The organism is Leclercia sp. UBA1284 (assembly GCF_002308415.1).
GTDB classification, from domain to species: domain Bacteria; phylum Pseudomonadota; class Gammaproteobacteria; order Enterobacterales; family Enterobacteriaceae; genus Enterobacter; species Enterobacter pneumoniae.
On record NZ_DBUS01000006.1, the window covers coordinates 1,393,090 to 1,409,982 of the forward strand.

The 16,893-nt window shown below is 56.8% G+C and carries 12 protein-coding genes and 1 pseudogene; 4 read left to right on the forward strand and 9 right to left on the reverse strand.

Annotated features, from left to right (window positions below; all coding sequences use genetic code 11):
• The 5 genes and pseudogenes from B3511_RS09985 to B3511_RS10005 form a co-directional block, all read right to left on the reverse strand.
• Positions 1–510, reverse strand: coding sequence for a GNAT family N-acetyltransferase (locus tag B3511_RS09985; RefSeq protein WP_286782121.1), 510 nt, complete (start codon positions 508–510; stop codon positions 1–3).
• Between the two features lie 9 nt (positions 511–519).
• Positions 520–2,783 (reverse strand): annotated as a pseudogene (locus B3511_RS09990) (NtaA/DmoA family FMN-dependent monooxygenase).
• Positions 2,784–2,798: 15 nt separating this feature from the next.
• Entirely contained in the window at positions 2,799–3,920 is a 1,122-nt protein-coding gene (locus tag B3511_RS09995) for an amidohydrolase (protein WP_286782122.1), read from the reverse strand.
• Positions 3,917–4,897 carry an LLM class flavin-dependent oxidoreductase gene (locus B3511_RS10000; protein WP_286782123.1) on the reverse strand — a complete coding sequence of 327 codons (981 nt, stop codon included), beginning with the start codon at positions 4,895–4,897 and terminating at the stop codon, positions 3,917–3,919. Before B3511_RS10000 ends, B3511_RS09995 begins: the two co-directional genes overlap by 4 nt.
• A 110-nt stretch (positions 4,898–5,007) precedes the next feature.
• The gene (locus B3511_RS10005) at positions 5,008–5,547 is read right to left on the reverse strand and encodes an AAA family ATPase (protein ID WP_046885393.1); all 540 of its coding nucleotides are present in this window, start codon (positions 5,545–5,547) and stop codon (positions 5,008–5,010) included.
• 343 nt (positions 5,548–5,890) lie between these two features.
• Here B3511_RS10005 and B3511_RS10010 point away from each other — a divergent pair, with 343 nt between their 5' ends.
• Positions 5,891–7,426 carry a methyl-accepting chemotaxis protein gene (locus B3511_RS10010; protein ID WP_286782125.1) on the forward strand — a complete coding sequence of 512 codons (1,536 nt, stop codon included), beginning with the start codon at positions 5,891–5,893 and terminating at the stop codon, positions 7,424–7,426.
• A 29-nt stretch (positions 7,427–7,455) separates the two neighbouring features.
• Here B3511_RS10010 and B3511_RS10015 read toward each other — a convergent pair whose 3' ends face one another.
• Complete coding sequence (locus B3511_RS10015) at positions 7,456–7,854, reverse strand: (R)-mandelonitrile lyase (protein ID WP_286782127.1); 399 nt, start codon at positions 7,852–7,854, stop codon at positions 7,456–7,458.
• A 110-nt stretch (positions 7,855–7,964) separates the two neighbouring features.
• Between B3511_RS10015 and B3511_RS10020 the strand changes: the two genes are divergently transcribed.
• A complete protein-coding gene (locus tag B3511_RS10020) occupies positions 7,965–8,855 on the forward strand; it encodes a LysR family transcriptional regulator (protein WP_046885390.1) in 891 nt (296 codons plus the stop codon).
• Position 8,856: 1 nt separating this feature from the next.
• Here the strand turns inward: B3511_RS10020 and B3511_RS10025 are convergent, their stop codons facing one another.
• Complete coding sequence (locus tag B3511_RS10025; RefSeq protein WP_046885389.1) at positions 8,857–9,840, reverse strand: aldo/keto reductase; 984 nt, start codon at positions 9,838–9,840, stop codon at positions 8,857–8,859.
• 425 nt (positions 9,841–10,265) lie between these two features.
• Here B3511_RS10025 and ansP point away from each other — a divergent pair, with 425 nt between their 5' ends.
• Positions 10,266–11,762: an L-asparagine permease gene (gene ansP / locus B3511_RS10030; RefSeq protein ID WP_286782131.1), complete on the forward strand. Its 1,497-nt coding sequence runs from the start codon at positions 10,266–10,268 to the stop codon at positions 11,760–11,762.
• Positions 11,763–11,836: 74 nt separating this feature from the next.
• Here ansP and B3511_RS10035 read toward each other — a convergent pair whose 3' ends face one another.
• Entirely contained in the window at positions 11,837–12,898 is a 1,062-nt protein-coding gene (locus tag B3511_RS10035) for a YncE family protein (RefSeq protein ID WP_207293740.1), read from the reverse strand.
• A gap of 264 nt (positions 12,899–13,162) precedes the next feature.
• On the opposite strand from B3511_RS10035, the gene pqqU reads away from it, so the two are divergent.
• A complete protein-coding gene (pqqU, locus tag B3511_RS10040; RefSeq protein WP_286782134.1) occupies positions 13,163–15,277 on the forward strand; it encodes a TonB-dependent receptor PqqU in 2,115 nt (704 codons plus the stop codon).
• A 37-nt stretch (positions 15,278–15,314) separates the two neighbouring features.
• On the opposite strand, the gene B3511_RS10045 is transcribed toward pqqU, so the two are convergent.
• Positions 15,315–16,853: a methyl-accepting chemotaxis protein gene (locus B3511_RS10045; RefSeq protein WP_286782136.1), complete on the reverse strand. Its 1,539-nt coding sequence runs from the start codon at positions 16,851–16,853 to the stop codon at positions 15,315–15,317.
• Between the last annotated feature and the right edge of the window lie 40 nt (positions 16,854–16,893).

Genomic DNA, 16,893 nt, shown 5'->3' on the forward strand with positions numbered 1-16,893 from the left:
TCATGCGGTTTTACTGAGCGCTTCGCGCACCAGCGTTTTGGTGAAGCGCAGACGGCCATCGAACGGTGGCTGGCTGTACTCTTCCGGATCGCGATTCAGATCGAACTGCGGCTGATACCCCTGACTGAGATAGAGCCGCACCGCCTCTGGCTGGCGAAAACCGGTAGTAAGGTACATCTGGCTATAACCTGCACGCACTGCCCTGCGCTCCAGCTCCTGCACCACCCTGGCCGCCAGCCCCTGCTGACGCAGCGTTTTGTCCGTCCAGATCCGTTTGATCTCTGCGGTTTGGGGATCAAAGGCTTTATACGCGCCGGTGGCGATAATCACCCCGTTGCGCTCCAGCACGATAAACAGCCCCTGCGGCTTCAAATACCACTCGGTCAGTTCGACTTCCGCATCTTTCGAGAAGTAGTCGCCGTAGCGGTCGGCATACTCCTGGAACAGTCCTTCGAGAATCGGCTGCAGATCGGCATCTTGCGGCGAAACGTCGCGAAATAGCTCGCTCATGGGGCCTCCTTAGTCGCCAAGTCCGGCCGGATTCACTTCAGAGTGCGGAATACGCTCCACGCCCTCGCCCCAGCGGTTGAGTACCTTGTCGTAATCGCCATTTTTGATCGCCCCGTTGAGCGCGGTCTGCACCGGCTCGACCAGGCCACCGCCTTTTTTCAGCGTCACGGCGATGTGCGCCGCCTTCGGCCAGCCGCCATCCACGCTGCCCACCAATTTCGTTTTACCGGTGAGCGCGGCTTTCCAGGCCCCAATCACGTTCGGGCCAAAAAAGGCATCAGCACGACCCGACTGGATCGCCAGGGTTTGCGCCGCGTCATCCTTGGTATAGACCGGGATAAAGGGTTTCAGCCCTTTTTTGAGGTTCTGCTCATTCCACGCCAGCAGGATGGCCTCCTGATTAGTGCCGGAGCCCACAATAATGCGCAGTCCGGCGATATCTTCCGCTTTCTCAATGGCGTGGATCGGACTGGAGGATTTAACGTAGAAGCCGAGAGAGTCTTTTCGGTAGGTGGCAAAGTCGAACTTCTCTTTGCGCGCTTTGGTCACGGTAATATTGCTGATTGCGGCGTCATATTTGCCGGACGAGACCCCCAGCGGCCAGTCCTCCCAGGAGGTTGGCACCACGTTCAGCGCCAGCCCAAGGCTATCGGCGACGAGCCGCGCGACGTCGACTTCACTGCCCAGCAACGTTTTGTTGTCATCAGAAAAAACAGTCAGCGGCGGTGAATTTAACGCTGCCACCGCCACGGTAAACTTCCCCGGCACCGCAAAGCGATAGTCTTTCGGCAACTGTGCCACCGCTTCGTCGTTTTTCGGGGTATGGATTGGGGTTTTATTGGCCTCAAGGCTCACGCCGGTGCCGTTAATATTGACATTCTCTGCCCAGACGGCAGGGGTAAAGGCCAGCGCGAGCGCCAGAATAAGCGATGTTTTCTGCATAGCGGATGTCTCTTTTATTATTTTACGAACTGGTTTTCAGGCTGCTCTAACCCCAGGCTGTCGCGCAGGGTGGTCCCAGGATAGTCGGTGCGGAACAGGCCGCGGGACTGCAGGATCGGCACCACCTCATCGACAAAGCGCGGGAAGGTCTCCGGCGTGCCGCCCTGAATGATAAAACCGTCCGCGCCCCGGGCGTCGAACCACTGCTGCAGACCGTCTGCCACCTCTTGCGGGGTGCCGGAAAAACGCGGGCGCGGTGAGGCCGCCTCCAGCGCAACCTGGCGCAGCGTGAGCTTGCGCTCGCGGGCATTGCGCTTGATCTCATCGGTGGTGCTGCGAAAGCTGTTCTGCCCCAGCTCGCCGATGTCCGGGAAGGGTTCGTCGAGAGGATATTGCGCGAAATCGTGATGCTCGAAATAACGACCCAGATAGTTGAGCGCGTCATGAATGGACACTAACGCCGCCGTGGTTTGATATTGTTGCTCTACGTCATCGGCATCTTTGCCCACAATGACGCTCACCCCCTGAAAAATATGTAACTCCTCGTGGCGGCGACCGTGTAATTCGAGCTGTTGTTTAACATCCTCATAAAAGGCGCGGGCCTCCTGCAGGCTGTCGTGGTGAGTAAAAATGGCGTCGGCATGTTTCGCCGCCAGCTTTTTGCCGTCGTCTGACGCCCCGGCCTGAAATACAATCGGTCGCCCCTGCGGCGTACGCCCGATATTCAGCGGCCCTGCTACCTGGAAGAAATCGCCCCGATGGTTGAGGGTATGCAGCTTTTCAGGATCAAAAAACTGACCGCTCTCTTTATCACGAATAAAAGCGTCTGCCTCCCAGGAGTCCCAAAGCCCTTTTACCACCTCCAGATACTCGTCGGCGATGCGATAACGTAGCGCGTGCTCCGGATGTTTATCCCGGGAGAAGTTTTTCGCCGAGCCTTCCAGCGGCGAGGTCACCACGTTCCAGCCCGCGCGCCCGTTGCTCAGGTGGTCGAGGCTGGCAAACTGCCGGGCCACGGTAAAGGGTTCGCTATAGGAGGTGGAGAGCGTGCCCACCAGTCCCAGGCGTGAGGTCAGGGTCGCCAGAGCGGATAATACCGTCAGGGGTTCGAAGCGATTTAAAAAATGCGGAATCGACTTCTCATTAATATAAAGACCGTCGGCGACAAAAATAAAGTCCAGCTTGCCCGCTTCCGCCTTTAACGCCGTCTCTTTAACAAAGTTAAAATTAATACTGGCATCGGCAATCGCCGCCGGATGGCGCCAGGCCGACATATTTCCGGAAGCGCCATGCAGTATGGTCCCCAGTCGCAATTGTCGTGTTGCAGACATATTCACCCCTTACGATTAAATGTGTTGTAACGCTTTCTCTGCAAGCTGCGCGAAATATCGTGCGGCGGGCTCGATTAATGCCTCGTCCGGATTGAACGCCGGATGGTGCAGTCCGAACGCGCTGGCGCTGCCAATACTGACGAACGCACCGGGGATCTGTTGCAGGTACACCGCAAAATCTTCTCCCCCCATATGCAGTTCGGCGTGGTGGGTTTCGTAGCCGGTCTCCCTGGCCACGGCGGTGGCGAAATCAGCCCAGTGCGCATCGTTAACCAGCGCCGACGGGCCGGTGTACCAGGTGACATCAATCTGGGCGTTAAACGCGCTGGCAAAGCCGGCGGCAATTTCACTGACCCGATCCTTCACCTTCTGCTGTACCTGGGTGCTGTGGGTACGCAGGGTCCCCTCCAACTCGACGCTTTCCGGCAGGACGTTCCAGGTATTGCCCCCTTCGATACGGGTTACGCTGAGCACCACCGACTCCAGCGTATTAACATTACGGCTGGCCACGCTCTGCAGGGCCGTAACTAACTGGCTGGCGAGCACGATAGCGTCTGAACCCTCATGCGGGCGCGCCGCATGGGCACCTTTACCGGTGATACGAAAGACAAAGCGATCGACGTTGGCATAGAACGGGCCCCCACGGGTGGCAAAGGCTCCCACCGGCAAACCGGGTTCGTTGTGCATGCCAAAGATAGCGCTGACACCCTGCAGGGCTCCCGCGCGGATCAGGCTTTTCGCGCCGCCAAAGTTCTCTTCTGCGGGCTGGAACAGAATACGCACGCGACCGGGCAGCGTGGCTTCACGGGCTTTTAGCTGCAGGGCCGCGCCGAGGATCACGCTGGTGTGAATATCGTGACCGCAGGCGTGCATCACCCCGGCGTGTTGCGAGCTAAACGCAACACCGCTGCGCTCATCGATGGGTAAGGCATCAATATCGGCCCGCAGGGCGATCTGTTTCGGCCCGGTGCCGATCTCGGCGATCACGCCCGTCGGGATGTCATACGGGAGTACGGCGATCCCGGCGTTATCGAGCCAGCGGCGAATGCGGGCGGTGGTTTCCACTTCCTCGCCCGACAGCTCCGGGTAGCGATGCAGCTCGCGCCGCCAGGCGATCAGTTGTTCATTGAAGTTCATGCCAGCACCTCGCGGGTTTGCGCCAGCAGACGCAAGGACTGCGCCCGGCTCTGCCCGTCGGCGATCGGCGTATCGATAATAAATTCGTCGATGCCCCAGCGGTCATGCAGCGCCTGCAATTGCGCCGCCACTGACTTTGCGGTGCCTGCCAGCAGCGACTGGGCGCGGCGGGCAATGCGCAGCGGCTCGCTACCCGCCTGGCGTGCGAAAGCATAAGCCTGCTCTTCGCTGGCTACCGACACGCGCTGGCCATTCACCAGCTCCACGCCCCACACCTCGACCTTTTCCGCCAGGGCATCGGCCTGGGCCTGGGTCGGCGCGACGATGGCCTGCACGGCCACTATCACGTCCAGCGCACTGCTGGCGCGCCAGGTGGCAATCACATCGCGTAGCAGATCGGGGTCGCCGTTCAGGTGCGCGGCGAAGACAAAGTTCCAGTTAAGGCGCGCCGCCAGCAGTGCGCTCTCGATGCTGGCCCCCAGCAGATACCCCTGCGCCGGAATGGCGGGCAGCGGAGTGGCACGCAGTTCGTTATCAGAGGGGGTTAGCCAGCCGTCCAGTTGGGTCAGTTGTTCGGCGAAACTGCCCTTCTCCTGCGGATTCACCCCCTGTTGCAGGGCGCGGGTCGAGAGCGGCAGTCCGCCCGGGGCTTTGCCGACGCCGAGATCGACCCGGCCAGGGGCGAGATTAGCCAGCACGTTGAAGTTTTCTGCCACTTTATAAGGGCTGTAGTGTTGCAGCATTACGCCGCCAGAGCCGACGCGGATGCGGGAGGTCTGCCCGAGGATCCAGGCAATCAGTAACTCCGGGGATGGACTGGCCAGCTGCGCGGTGTTGTGGTGCTCGGCAATCCAGAAGCGGTGGTAACCCCAGGCTTCGGCCTGCCTGGCCAGCTGTAAGGTACGCGCCAGCGCATCGGCGGCGGTGTCGTTTTCCGCAACGGGACTTTTATCCAGAATGCTGATTCGCCAGGACATGTTTTGTTCTCGTTTGACTTAACATGTCGTCATTATTAAAGGGCGATTTCAGCGCTGAGAAACAATTAATTTACATTTGGTTTGCCGGAAATCAGAAATAGCGCAACGAATTACGCCATTGTGCGTAGCTCAGCAATCAGATCGTCGGCCTGCTGGCGTCGGGTTATCCGCACAAAGCGAATATGGGAAAATTGCGGGTTAGCCATGTCGGCTTCATAGCGCGCACGGTTGCTGCGCCAGGTTTTAATGGTCCAGAGCAGAACCGATTCGCGGCTGAAGAAGGAACGGCGAAAGCTCTCGCGATTGCCGGTGCCGGGCCATAACTCTTGCTGGCTCCAGGCGCGTTTAGCTGCCCTTACCACCGCCTGGCGAAGCGTACGCATAAACCCGTAATCGACCCAGATAATCAGATCCACATCACGCCACTTTACGGGACGCGTGCGATTGTAGTTGCCATCCAGCACCCAGCCCGGCGTAGCGCTGAGGACGTTTTCCAGCTTTGCAAAGAGCTCCTCATCAGGCGTACCTTGCCACGCTGGCCGCCAGTAGAGCGTATCCATTTCGATATAAGGGAGATGCAGTTCGGCGGCGAGGCGTCGCGCCAGGGTGCTTTTACCACTGCCGCTGGTACCAATAAGATTGATCTTCACAAACGGGCTCCGTCAGGGATTATCGGGGGCGTATAATAGCGTTTTCAGCTTGTTAATGAAACGGCAGTTCAAAACAATAGTTTTGCCCACGGATTCATTTCGCGCTTTTTATTTCACTTAAGTCACTTCATTCACCCGCCCTGCTTATTAACATGGTGATGTTATTTTCATTTTTATTACATTATCGTCGGCACGGTATTAAAAATTATTTAATTTAGGCACTTTCTAATTCCAGATATTTTGTGGAGAATACGCCGCCTGGTTTATAAAAATAAATACTTTATCTTGCCTGATACTTTATCGGGTAATCGCTATTTATGACGACACCACCCTGGAGTAACGTATGAGGCGTAACAGTCCTGTTACACAAAACGAGTATTTGCTTAACGATGGCACGACGTTAATGTCGACCACGAATACGCAAAGTCATATTACTTACGCCAACTCGGCTTTTATTGCGGCCAGCGGTTATAAAGAAGAAGAACTAATTGGCGAGCCGCATAATGTGATTCGTCATCCGGATATGCCGCCGGAGGCCTTTAGCGATCTGTGGTACACCCTGCAACAAGGCGAGAGCTGGACAGGGCTGGTGAAAAACCGCCGCCAGAATGGCGATCACTACTGGGTGCGTGCCAACGTGACGCCCGTTTATCAGAACGACACGCTGACCGGCTATATTTCAGTGCGTAATATTCCCCTGCGCGACGAAATCGCCGCCAGCGAAAAATTATACGCACGCGTCTGCAATAATGAATTAAAAGGGCATCGCTTTTATAAAGGGGTGCTGATACGCCGGGGTCTTCTCTCTTTCTTATCATTATTTAAGCGTATTAGCACCGCCAGTCGGGTCAATTATGCAATGGTGGTATTCGCCGCTCTGGCGATGACGACCCCTTTTTTATTTACTCAGCCGCTCTGGCAAGCCTCCGTGCTGGCCCTCTTATTTGTCTTGCAGGCGTGCTATCTCAATAGCCAGATTTGCCGCCCGCTAAAAACAATCGTTAAACAGATGCAGCGCGTCGTTTCAGGCCGAAAAACCGATTATTACCATTTTGACCGCGTGGATGAAATTGGGTTGATGATGCGCCTGGTAAACCAGTCAGGGTTGAATCTCAATTCGCTGGTTGACGACGTAGGGACTCAAATTGCCGGTATTCGCGAGATCAGCCAGCGGGTTGCCACCGAGGGCGATGCGCTGCAGGCGCGTTCGGAGGAGATGGCGGACGATCTGCAGCAAACCGCCGCCGCCGTAGAAGAGATAGCCAGTGCGGTAAAACAGACCGCCGAAACAGCCCGTGAAGCGATCCTGATGGCCGACCAGACCCGTACCAGCGCAGACCATAGCGAAGCGATCATGAAGCAGACCATTGGCATGATGCAGGCGGTATCACAGGATAATAGCCAGATCGTCGACATTATCGGGGTGATTGATCGTATCGCGTTTCAGACCAATATTCTGGCGTTGAACGCCGCGGTCGAGGCCGCGCGCGCCGGGGACGCCGGTCGGGGCTTTGCGGTGGTGGCAGCCGAGGTGCGCCACCTGGCGCAGCACTCTGCCTCCGCTGCAAAAGAGATCAAAGCGCTGATTGAGAAAAACGTCGCCAGTGTTAACGCCGGCGTGGATAAAGTGGAGCAGACTGAAACCCACCTGAGCGCAATGATCGGCAACGTGCTGACCATGTCGACATTGATTAAAGAGATAGGCCACGCGACTCGGGAACAGACGCAGGCGTTGTCCCTTATCAATACCGCCATTTCACGTATTGGCGTGATGACCCATAACAATACCGCCATGGTTGATAATGTCACCCAGGCGGCAAATCACCTCACCCAACGCACCACCCGCCTGCAGCACGCGATTGCGGTATTTGGCGGCTAAACGGTCGCCCTTTGCCAGGTATCGGGCCGTTAGCGGCCCTGATACTGCTCGTCGCTGACCTTCTCCATCCACGTCACCGGGCTGCCGTCCACCGATTCCGCAATAGCAATATGGATCATTGCGTTTTCGCTGCTCGCCCCGTGCCAGTGTTTTACGCCGGGTGGGATCCAGGCGATATCCCCTGCATTCAGCTGCTGCGCCTCTTCGCCCCATGCCTGCAGCCAGCCGCGCCCCTGGGTGACAATGAGCGTTTGTCCCAGCGGATGGGTGTGCCAGGCCGTGCGTGCGCCGGGTTCAAAGGTGACAGTTGCGCCACCGACGGTGGCGGGCCCGGTTGCCTGAAACGGGGCATCAATGCGTACGGCGCCGGTAAACCATGCTTCGGGGCCGCGCACGGAGGGCAGTGAACCATTTCGGATAATTTTCATTTTCGCTCCTGTTTAGCTGATGCGTTAACAGTAGCGCACCTCTGCTGCGCCGATTAGACTGCATAATCAGAAAGGAACCATGAGCCAAATTCATTAATGGGAAGCCCGGCATGCTGAAAGACAATTTTAACGATCTGCTCTCCTTTATGGTGGTGGCACGCGAGCGCAGTTTTACCCGTGCGGCGGCGCAGCTGGGGGTCTCTCAGTCGGCGCTTAGCCATGCGATGCGTAATCTGGAGGCGCGCCTTGATGTGCGCCTGCTGACCCGCACCACCCGCAGCGTGGCCCCCACCGAGGCGGGCGAGCAGTTATTTCTCCGTTTGCGTCCCCATCTGCTGGAGATTGAACAAGAGCTGACAGCCCTGCGCGATATGCGTGACAAACCGGCCGGGAATATTCGTATCACCGCCGGAGAGCATGCCATGTCGGCGGTGCTGTGGCCGGTACTGAAGCCGTTTATGGCGCAGTATCCCGATATCCATATTGAGGTGACGGTCGACAACGGGTTGACGGACATTGTTGATGGTCGCTTTGACGCGGGGATACGGCTTGGTGAGCAGGTGGCGAAAGATATGATCGCGGTACGGATCGCCCCGGATATGCGCATGGCAGTCGTCGGCTCGCCCGCCTATTTTGCCCGTTACGGCGTGCCAGAAACGCCAGAACAGCTGGAAAACCACCGCTGCATCAATATGCGTTTACCGACGCGCGGTGGATTATATGCCTGGGAGTTTGAAAAAGAGGGCCGGGAGCTGCGGGTGCGGGTTGACGGGCAGCTTACGCTCAATAACCTGCCTCAGCGACTGGATGCCGCCGAGGCCGGGTTAGGTCTGGCCTACGTGCCGGATGATACTGTCCAGCAGGCACTCGCCGAAGGTCGGTTGATTCGGGTACTGGAGGAGTGGTGCACGCCTTTCGATGGCTATCACCTCTACTACCCCAGCCGCCGTCAGCACACCACGGCCTTTGCCCTGTTTCTGGAGGCGTTACGTCAGCAATAGTTTATTTGCCCACTCGCGCCTGAAGATGTTTCGGATAGCGATCTCCCACTACATCAATGCCTTCCAGCGCCTGGTTAATTCGTGCCAGCGCGTCAGGTGACAACGTCACCTCTGCGGCACCGAGGTTCTCCAGCAGACGGTGCTGTTTGGTGGTACCGGGAATAGGCACTATCCATGGCGCTTTCGCCAACAGCCACGCCAGGGCAATCTGCGCCGGGGTCACCCCCTGCTCTCTGGCGAGGCGTTGCACCACATCGATGAGCTGCTGATTCGCCAGCCGCGAGGCTTCGCTAAAACGCGGCACCTGATTACGGAAGTCCTGCGCATCAAACGTGGTCTGTGCGTTAATCGCGCCGGTCAGAAAACCTTTCCCGAGCGGGCTGAAGGGGACAAAGCCGATATTCAGCTCAGCCAGAAGCGGTAAAATGGCTTTCTCCGGCTCCCGCCACCAGAGGGAATATTCGCTCTGCAAAGCAGAAACCGGGCACACAGCATGGGCGCGGCGGATAGTCTCCACCCCCGCCTCAGAAAGGCCAAAATACTTAACCTTCCCCTCTGCAATCAGATCCCTGAGAGTACCGGCCACCTCCTCGATGCCCACATCCGGATCGACGCGGTGCTGATAATAGAGATCGATAACCTCGGTTTTCAGCCGTTTCAGCGATCCCTCCACGGCGGCGCGAATGTGCGCCGGTCGGCTGTTCAATACCTGGCCCGGCTGTGTACAGTCGAAGCCGAACTTGGTAGCAATCACCACTTGATCACGTACCGGCGCCAGCGCCTCACCGACCACCTCTTCATTGATGAACGGGCCGTAAATTTCTGCCGTATCAAACAAGGTCACTCCGTTTTCTACGGCGTTACGAATCAGAGAGATGGCCTGCGCTTTATCGGTTGCCGGGCCGTAGCCATAGCTTAGCCCCATGCAGCCCAGCCCGAGGGCGGATACCTGTAAACCGTTTGAACCTAACTGTCGCTGCTGCATTGTTTGCCTCATGAGGTTGTTAAATGACCTCAACAAGTGTGAACGGGAAATTTAATGAATACTACGCCAGCAATATGCTTAACGTTATGAATCCTATTCATCAATTTCACTGTCTAATAATTAAGCAAACCTGATGTGTTGTACGCCATTTAAGCGAAATACAGTTTCAAAATTTTAACCGATTCAGCCCTCTGTAACCCGCGCCTGCTCTGACCAGACGAATTTTTTCGACCTCTATCACTTTCGACCCGTTATATTTTGCGTCACTTATTAATTGCGGGTAGGATGCTTCGCCATGTTTCGCCTATTCCACACGAAGAATAACTGGAAAGGGAGCATGTTTCCGGCCAAAGGCAATCGTTTGTGTCGCCGGGGCCGGAGAGAGGACATCCGAGGATGATTCAGACAGGTAAACAGGTAACTCAATGAAAACAAGCAATAAAAGCGCAGCCGACCATCAGGCGGCAAAACGTCGCTGGCTGGATGCCCACGAAGAGGGGTATCACAAGGCGATGGGCAACCGTCAGGTGCAGATGATCGCAATTGGCGGCGCAATCGGTACGGGGTTGTTTTTAGGTGCAGGCGCGCGCCTGCAGATGGCGGGTCCGGCACTGGCGCTGGTCTATCTGGTATGCGGCATCTTCTCTTTCTTCATCTTACGCGCATTGGGCGAACTGGTTTTACACCGCCCCTCCAGCGGCAGTTTTGTTTCCTATGCCCGTGAATTCCTCGGTGAAAAAGCCGCCTATGTTGCCGGCTGGATGTACTTCGTCAACTGGGCGATGACCGGTATTGTCGATATCACCGCCGTGGCGCTCTATATGCACTACTGGGGCGCGTTTGGCGATGTTCCGCAGTGGGTCTTCGCGCTGGGCGCGCTGGCGATTGTGGGCACCATGAACATGATTGGCGTGAAGTGGTTCGCCGAGATGGAGTTCTGGTTTGCGCTGGTAAAAGTTCTGGCGATTGTGATCTTCCTGGTGGTGGGTACCGTGTTTCTCGGTACCGGCAAGCCGCTGGACGGCAATGCCACCGGCTTCCATTTAATCACTGATAACGGCGGCCTCTTCCCACACGGCCTGCTGCCTGCGCTGGTACTGGTTCAGGGCGTGGTCTTCGCCTTTGCCTCCATTGAGCTGGTCGGTACCGCGGCAGGCGAATGTAAAGATCCGCAGACGATGGTACCGAAAGCGATCAATAGCGTGATCTGGCGTATCGGCCTGTTCTATGTCGGCTCCGTGGTGCTGCTGGTACTGCTGCTGCCGTGGAATGCGTACCAGGCAGGTCAGAGCCCGTTCGTCACCTTCTTCTCGAAGCTGGGCGTGCCGTATGTGGGCAGCATCATGAACATCGTGGTGCTTACCGCCGCGCTCTCCAGCCTGAACTCAGGCCTCTACTCCACCGGCCGTATTCTGCGCTCTATGTCGATGGGTGGCTCTGCACCGAAGTTCATGTCAAAGATGAGCAAGCAGCAGGTCCCTTATGCCGGGATCCTCGCCACGCTGGTAGTCTATGTGTTTGGCGTGTTCCTGAACTATCTGGTGCCTTCTCAGGTATTTGAGATTGTGCTGAACGTTGCCGCGCTAGGTATTATCGCCTCCTGGGCCTTTATCGTGGTGTGCCAGATGCGTCTGCGCAAGGCCATCAAAGAGGGTAAAGCCGCCGAGGTGAAATTCAAGCTGCCGGGCGCACCGGTGACCTCCTGGCTCACCCTGCTGTTCCTGCTTAGCGTGCTGGTGCTGATGGCCTTTGACTACCCGAACGGGACCTACACCATCGCGACCATTCCGCTGCTGGCTATTCTGCTGGTTGCCGGCTGGTTCGGGGTGCGTAAGCGCGTGCATGAAATCCATAGCACTGCCCCGGTTCATGCTGAAGAGGGAAATCAGGATGGTCCGCTGGTTGAAGAGACCTCGCGTTAATCGAACTTAGCCACTAAAAAAAGGGAAGGCATAGCGCCTTCCCTTTTTATTTGCCTGCGTAAGGTCAACTACCCTTAAAGCGCAATACGAATCACATCGTCAGGCTGGGTCGCTTCCTGCTGACGGGTAGACTTCTGCTTCACCGTCACGTACAGGGTTTTGCCATCGGCAGAAAGTGCCAGGCTGTTCGGGAAGGTCGGGGTCTCGAAGGTTTTGGTCACTTTATAGGTTTTGGTGTCGATCACGCTCACTTTACCCGCTTCGCGATGCGTCACGTAGGCTTCATTACGCGTCGGGTTGAAGAGCACGGCCAGCGACTCTGGCGCCGCCACTTTCTTGATCACGCTGCCATCTTTCAGCGAGACAACCAGCACTTCCGGCTGTTTGGAGTCGGTGAGGAAGGCGCGCTGGCCCGCCACGTCCAGGCTCAGGTTCAGGTAGAAGTGCTCTTTCCCGTCATCCTGCAGTTTTTTACGGCTGAGAATTTTGTGGGTAGCGGTATCAATGGTCAGCAGTTCACCGTCGGCATTGGTGGTGTAAAGGCGTTTCGCCTGTGCATCCAGCGCCAGACCAGTGCTGAACTTACCGGTATTGGCGATGGTCTCTTTCAGCTTCAGCGTGGCGCCGTCCACAACCCAGATCACGCTCTCTTTGCCGATACCAGTGATATAGACGGTGTTGGTGGTGTCATCGGCCACCAGCTCGCGCGGCTGCAGCGGTTTAACCGTTTCGCTGCGCTGACGATCGTCCAGCACCAGGCGCCCTTTTACTTCACCCGTTTTCGCATCGATCGCGGTGACGGCGCTGTTGGTGGTATTGCCAAACCACAGGGTTTGCGTGGCGTTGTTGATGGTCGCGCCAAAAGGTTTCAAATCGTTATGAATGGCCTGGGTCACTTCGAGGGTGACGGGATCAAGACGATAGACCACCCCGCCTTTATCTGTTTTGCGGCTCTGGGTGGTGGCAACCCACAGCGCGTTCTCCTGCTGGCTGACGGCCATCTCGTAAGCGCCTTTTCCCACCGCTTTACGCAGCATCTCTTCGGCGGCATGGACATTGAACGTACCCGCTACTAGCAGAGAACCCAGCAGCAAAGAACCACGCAGACGCGGTGAGCACAGATGACGTAAATTCATAACAACTCCCTTTTAAACATAGGTGGAATGGCTGACATCGCTTCCGGCTGCAAAGTCATGGCTTTGCATTTATTGAATGCGAATACTAATCATTATTTATATGAATGTGGAGTAAATCTTGCCGCTTCCGTTGCGATCCGTCTTTTTTATCTACACTTCGATTAACGCAATGTGCGTTTATGGTTTTCAATACATTTACAAAACATTTAACATACACGCACATGTTCCATTTGGTACGTTTAATTCCACTATCGGCAACTATTCATGAAAATCATTTCTGCCAGTAAGGCAACGTTTCCCCTGCTGTTGGTTCCTGTCGTCTTTACCCCCTTTAACGCCATGGCTGCCGACGAACAGACCATGATCGTCAGCGCAACGCCGCAAACCGTTTCAGAACTGGACACCCCCGCCGCCGTCAGCGTGGTGAACGGCGAAGATATGCGTCAGGCTACGCCGCGCATTAACCTGTCGGAGTCGCTGGGCAGCGTGCCGGGCTTGCAGATTCAGAATCGCCAGAACTATGCCCAGGATCTGCAGTTGTCGATGCGTGGCTTTGGCGCCCGCTCTACCTTCGGCGTGCGCGGCATCCGTATGTATGTCGACGGCATCCCCGCTACGATGCCGGATGGCCAGGGGCAGACCTCCAATATCGATCTCAGCAGCGTCGAGAGCGTGGAAGTCTTGCGCGGCCCCTTCTCTGCCCTGTATGGCAATGCCTCCGGCGGGGTGATCAACGTCGCCACCGAGACCGGCAAACAGCCAAATACCATTGAAGCCAGCAGCTACTATGGCAGCTTCGGCAGCTGGCGTTATGGCATGAAGGCCACCGGAGCGATGGGCGACGGCACCCAGCCGGGCGACGTGGATTACACCGTTTCAACCACCCGTTTCACCACCAAAGGCTATCGCGACCACAGCGGCGCGCGTAAAAATCTCGCCAACGCCAAACTGGGCGTGCGCATTGACGATGTCAGTAAGCTGACCCTGCTGTTCAACAGCGTGGATATTAAAGCCGACGACCCGGGCGGGCTGACCGAACAGGAGTGGCGTGCTAATCCGACCCAGTCGCCGCGTGCCGAACAGTACAATACCCGCAAAAACATCAAACAGACGCAGGCCGGCTTGCGCTATGAGCGCCAACTGAGCCAGCAGGACGACCTGAGCGTGATGATGTACGCGGGTGAGCGTGAAATGAACCAGTACCAGTCGATCCCCATTGGTCCGCAGCAGAATCCAACGCACTCCGGCGGCGTGATTGATATGCAGCGTCATTATCAGGGTATCGACACCCGCTGGACCCACCGGGGCGAGCTGCTGGTGCCAATGACTTTCACCACCGGTCTTAATTACGAGAACATGAGTGAGAACCGCCGCGGCTATGAAAACTACGTGCGCAATAACGGCGTGCCTACTTTCGGCGAAAAAGGTAACCTGCGTCGCAAAGAACGCAACCTGATGTGGAACGTCGACCCCTATCTGCAGACTAGCTGGCAGCTAACCCAGAAGCTGACCCTGGACGCGGGCGTGCGTTACAGCTCGGTCTACTTTGACTCCAACGACCACTATATTCAGGGCAAAAATGGCGATGACAGCGGCGACGCCAGCTACCACAAATGGCTGCCGGCCAGCTCCCTGAAATATGCGGTGACCGACGGCTGGAATCTGTATGCCGCGGCCGGACGCGGGTTCGAAACCCCGACCATCAACGAACTCTCCTACCGCTCTGACGGCCAGGGCGGGCTTAACTTCGGCCTGAAGCCATCGACCAACAATACCTGGGAAGTGGGGAGCAAAACGCGCATTGGTAATGGTCTGCTGACCGCCGCGCTGTTCCGTACCGATACCGATGATGAGATTGTGGTCGATGCCAGCGGCGGCGGCCGTACCAGCTATAAAAACGCCGGGAAAACCCGCCGTCAGGGGGTCGAAGTGGCCCTGGATCAGCAGTTCGCCGAGAACTGGAAGCTGAAAATGGCGTGGACCTATCTGGATGCCACCTACCGCACGAACGTCTGTTCCGACAGCGACTGCAACGGTAACCGTATGCCGGGCATCGCCCGTAATATGGGCTTTGCCTCCTTTGGCTGGCAGCCTGTTGAAGGCTGGTACGCCGGCACCGATGTGCGCTATATGAGTGACATTATGGCGGACGATGAAAACACGGCGAAAGCCCCCTCCTATACCGTTGTTGGCCTGAACACCGGCTACAAGTTTAACTACGGTAACTGGGGAATGGACCTCTTTGGTCGCGTGGATAACCTGTTCGACAAAGAGTATGCCGGTTCGGTTATTGTCAATGAATCGAATGGGCGTTACTACGAACCCGCGCCGGGGCGTAACTACGGCGTCGGCTTGTCGGTGTCGTACCGTTTCGAGTAATAAAAAAAACCGGCAGCCTTGCGCTGCCGGTGCTTTTTTAAGCCAGCTGCGCCTTCTGATCCAGGCGGAACGCGGCAACCAGCGTCTCCAGCAGACGCGCCTGATCTTCCAGCGCCTCTGCCGCCGTTGACGAGGCGCCCACCAGCGAGGCGTTTTGCTGGGTTGTGGTATCCAGCTCCATCACCGCACGCGAAATCTGCTCAATGCCGCGGCTCTGCTCTTCCGATGCCGAGGAGATCTCTCCCATAATGTCATTCACCCGGGTGACCGAGTTCACCACCTGCTCCATGGTCTGCCCGGCTTTCGCCACCAGGTCGCTACCGGTGGTAATGCGCGAGACCGATTCGCTAATCAACAGTTCAATATCCTTCGCCGCCTGCGAGCTGCGCTGCGAAAGGCTGCGCACTTCGCTCGCCACAACGGCAAAGCCGCGCCCTTGCTCACCCGCGCGGGCGGCCTCGACGGCGGCGTTCAGCGCCAGGATATTGGTCTGGAAGGCGATACTGTTAATCACTGCGGTGATATCGGCAATTTTCTGCGAACTGGTATTGATGTCGCTCATGGTACTGACCACATCCTGCATCACGCGTCCGCCCTGGGTGGCGGTTTGCGAGGCTTCTGCCGCCAGCTGACTGGCGTGACGGGCGTTGTCGGCGTTGTTTTTTACCGTGGCGGTGAGCTCTTCCATACTGGCGGCGGTCTCGACGACGGCAGCTGCCTGCTGCTCGGTACGGGAAGAGAGATCGGTGTTGCCCTCGGCGATTTCGGAAGCCGCCAGCGACACCTGCGCCACGCTGCTGCGTACTTCGCCAATCATGGCGCGCAGTTTCTCGTTCATCCGGCCCATCGCCCCGGTCAGTTTACCCAGCTCATCTTCACCCTGCGGATGGATTTCGGAGCTGAGATCGCCGCTGGCAATCCGTTCCGCCAGCTGCAGGTTGTGTTTCACCGGATGGGTAATCTGGCGGGTGACCCACCAGGAGACAATGATCCCGAACAGAATCGCCACCACGCCAACAATGGCGGTGATGGTACTGGAGCTATAAGCCAACGCATCGTTATGCTTTTTCACCAGGGCGATAATGGCGCGCAGAGAGGCGCTACTGTCATCCCCTGCGGTTTTGACGTTATCTTCTGCCGCTTTCAGCGCGGCAACGGCTGCCGGGTCGTTCTTGTCAGCGGTATACGCCGTCATGGAGGTCTGCATTTCGCTTACGCTACGGCCAAAACGGGCCAGGTGCCCCGCCACATCATCGACAATCGCCTTCTCTTGCGTGGTCCACTCCAGCTGCTGCGCTTCGGTGGTTAATTCAGCGGCGTGTTTGACATAATTTGCCATCAGCTGACCCGACTTCTCGTCAGCGGTATAGAGGAATTTGAGACGGTTAATCTTGGCCTGGAAAACCTCGATGTTGATGTTGTAGATCAGATTGGTTTGCTGGTAGACATCGCGGATCTCTTTAAAGCGCAATACGCTCATCAGTGTTGATACCGCCACTAACAGCAGCACCAGACCAAAACCTGCGGCGAGCTTTTTGCTCATTTTTATATTACGTAATCGTTGACTGACACTCATTCCTGGCTCCTTAAAAGGCAACTGTGCCTTTTAAGGTTAT